Annotated in this window: 2 protein-coding genes; one reads left to right on the forward strand and one right to left on the reverse strand. The window is 67.6% G+C overall.

All coding sequences use genetic code 11. The features are described 5' to 3' along the window. Positions 1–121 precede the first annotated feature (121 nt). A complete protein-coding gene (locus tag AB0D27_RS45245) occupies positions 122–1,084 on the reverse strand; it encodes a right-handed parallel beta-helix repeat-containing protein (RefSeq protein ID WP_362521460.1) in 963 nt (320 codons plus the stop codon). A gap of 303 nt (positions 1,085–1,387) precedes the next feature. On the opposite strand from AB0D27_RS45245, the gene AB0D27_RS45250 reads away from it, so the two are divergent. Next, on the forward strand, positions 1,388–2,914 hold the full coding sequence (locus AB0D27_RS45250) for an FAD-dependent oxidoreductase (RefSeq protein WP_362521463.1): 1,527 nt from the start codon (positions 1,388–1,390) through the stop codon (positions 2,912–2,914). The last annotated feature ends 107 nt before the right edge of the window (positions 2,915–3,021 follow it).

A 3,021-nucleotide genomic window follows, 5' to 3' on the forward strand; every position in this document is an offset into this window, starting at 1 on the left:
ACCACCCCTTTTTTACCTCCAATCCCCCCCACCCCCTCTCCCCGCCGCCCGCTCCCCGCGTGCCCCCCCCGCCGCTCCGCGGCGCCCGCGCCCCCCCCCCCCCCCCCCACTTCCATGGGGGTCAGGGAGTCACCGTGACGTTGGTCAGCCCCTTGCCACCCGTCACCGTGTTCGAGGCGTACACCGTCGTCTTGCAGCTTGTGCCGTAGTTGGTCACGTTGATCGCGAGCTGCTTGTCGCCCGTCGCGCCCGTCAGGTCCGAGGTGTTGCCCCGGAAGACCGTGCCGCAGCCCCAGCCGGACTGCTGGGTGTGCGTCTCGTAGCCGTCGTTCGTCGTGGACGTGCCCTTGTTGTTCTCCACCAGGACGTCGTTGCCCTTCACGTCGACCCAGGAGTCGTCGTAGTTGGCGCCGGTGAGGCCGCTGCCGTCGAACGTGTTGCCGGTGATGCGCGCGCCTGTGGTGCCCTCTTTGATGTCGACGTTCTCGGCGCCCACGTCCGGGCCGATCGTGTTGCCGGTGATCTGGACACGGTCGCTCTTGTCGGAGGTTCCGCCGGCCGTGCCGACGTAGACGCCCTCGCCCATGCCGCGACCGTCGTTGCCGGTGTCGTAGATCCTCGAGTTCCTGATCACGCCGTCTGTGCTGGAGTTGCGGAAGTGGACGCCCTCCATGTCGAGGCCGTGGACGGTGACCGTGTCGACGACGACGCCCGTCGCCGAGTCGATCATGATGCCCTTCTGGCCGCCGGTGACGGTGATGCCCCGGACCGTCCAGTACGAGGCGCCGTTGAGGTGAAGACCGTAGCCTCCGCTCACCTTCAGGACGGCCTTCGAGGAACCGGTGAGCGTGATGCGTGAGGCCGACGTGGCGCCAACCGTGGTCTTGAAATTGCCCGTGTAGGTGCCGTCCGTGAGGTGGAGCGTGTCTCCAGGGGCTGCCGAGGCGAGTGCCGACTTCAGCTGGGCGGCAGTGGAGACCTCGATGACCTGGGCCGCCGTGGCGGGGGGAGCGGTCAGAAGGGCGCCGGCCGTGGCCGTCGCCGCGGCGAGCAGGGGGATGAGGAGCGTGCGTCGGATGCGCATGTGGGGGGTGACCTTCCCGTCGGTTCGCATAGACCTGCGTTCTAGTACGTGAACTTTGGGCGCCGATATGAACGTAGGGGCGTCGCATGCTCGCGTCAAGGTCCGGACCGGTGCGGGGTGTGCGGCGAGAGAAACGTGGCGGATACACGAGTAACTCCCGTGCCGTAACAGGCCGTTGCCAGGATCCCCGGGTCATTCAAGATCGTGAGGGGAGTCGAAGTCATGGCAGCACAGCGGCGATGTAGCGATGCGAGCCGGCGCAGCTTTCTCCGCAACGTGGGTCTCACCGGGGGTGCGGGCGCGATGTTCGCCACCATGGGCTCCCTCGGCCTCGCGCCCACGGCGCAGGCGGCACCGCGTGAACAGCCCTTCCGCGCGCTGAAGTCGAGCGATTTCACGCTCACCGGGCGGGGCGCCGCCAAGGTGGTCGTCGTGGGCGGCGGCATCGCCGGGCTCGCGTCCGCCTACGAACTGGGCAAGGCGGGTTACGACTGCACGGTCCTGGAGGCCAGGGACCGCACCGGCGGCCGCAACTTCACGGTACGCGGCGGCGATTCGACCACCGACCTGTACGGCAACACGCAGACGGCCCGCTTCGGCGAGGGCCAGTACATGAACGCGGGCCCCGCCCGTCTCCCGCAGTGGATGGTCACCCTCGACTACTGTCGGGAACTCGGCGTCCCCATCGAGGTGTTCACGAATACGAACGCGGACGCCTATATCTACAACGAGTCCACCGGCATGACCAAGCCGATGAGATACCGCACCGCCAAGGCCGATGTCTACGGCTATGTCTCCGAGTTGCTCGCCAAGGCCACCGACAAGGGGGCCCTCGACAAGGAGCTGACCGCCACCGATCAGGAGAAACTCGTCGAGTTCCTCAAGGATTTCGGCGAACTCGGCGACAAGCTGACATACGAGGGCGGTGAGCGGCGCGGCTACACCGCCGTCCCCGCCGCGGCGGGAACCCCCGGTGTGCTCCTCGGCGACCTTCCCACCGCCTCCGAGGTCTTCGCCACCGGCGTCGGCCGCTACTTCTCCTTCGAGTTCGGCTTCGACCAGGCGATGCTGATGTTCCAGCCGGTGGGCGGCATGGACCAGATACCGCGCGCGCTCACCAAGGCGATCGGGGCCCATCGCATCCGTACAGGGGCGGCGGTTTCCCACATCATCGACAAGGGGAGTGGCGTCACCGTCACCTACACCCAGGGCGGCCGTACGCGGTCCATCGACGCCGACTACTGCGTCGGCGCCCTGCCGCCCAACATCCTCGCCAAGATCCCGCACAACCTCGGCTCCGGTGTCCAAAGCGCCCTCGAGGCGATCACTCCGCAGTCCGCGGGCAAGATAGGCCTGGAGTACCGCTCACGCTGGTGGGAGCTGGACCACAACATCTACGGCGGCATCACCGAGACCGACCAGGACGTCACCCACATCTGGCACCCCTCGTACGGCTTCCACGGTGAGCGTGGCGTCCTGATCGGCTACTACAACTACGACGACGACGCGGACTCGTACGCGAAGCTCAGCCCCAAGGAGCGCGAGCAGCGCGCGGTGGCCGCTGGTGTGAAGATCTACGGCGAGAAGTACCGCACCGAACTGGCGTCCTCCTTCTCGCACCACTGGCGCCAGACGCCCCACCTGGAGGCCGCCTGGCACGACACCCCCGGAGGACCCGACGACGTCCGCTACAAGCCGTTGAACCAGCCAACGGGGCGGGTCTACTTCGCGGGTGACTGGCTCAGCTACACCGACGCCTGGCAGCACGGCGCCTTCACGTCCGCCCGCAAGGCGGTCACCGCGCTCCACGCGCGCGTGCTGTCCTCGTAACAGGGGTGTGGTGTCCTCATAGCCCTCTGTAGATGTCCGTCCAGCCGCTCGTGGCGACTGAGAAGTCGGTAAGAGGTGGTGGTGCGCGGCGCGGGCCGGGAATGCCC

The organism is Streptomyces sp. NPDC048415 (assembly GCF_040651675.1).
In the GTDB taxonomy this organism is placed as follows: Bacteria; Actinomycetota; Actinomycetes; order Streptomycetales; family Streptomycetaceae; genus Streptomyces.

Coding starts and splice junctions, on each gene's coding strand:
- AB0D27_RS45245 (WP_362521460.1), bottom strand. CDS start 1,084: ATGCGCATCCGACGCACGCTCCTCATCCCCCTGCTCGCCGCGGCGACG.
- AB0D27_RS45250 (WP_362521463.1), top strand. CDS start 1,388: ATGTTCGCCACCATGGGCTCCCTCGGCCTCGCGCCCACGGCGCAGGCG.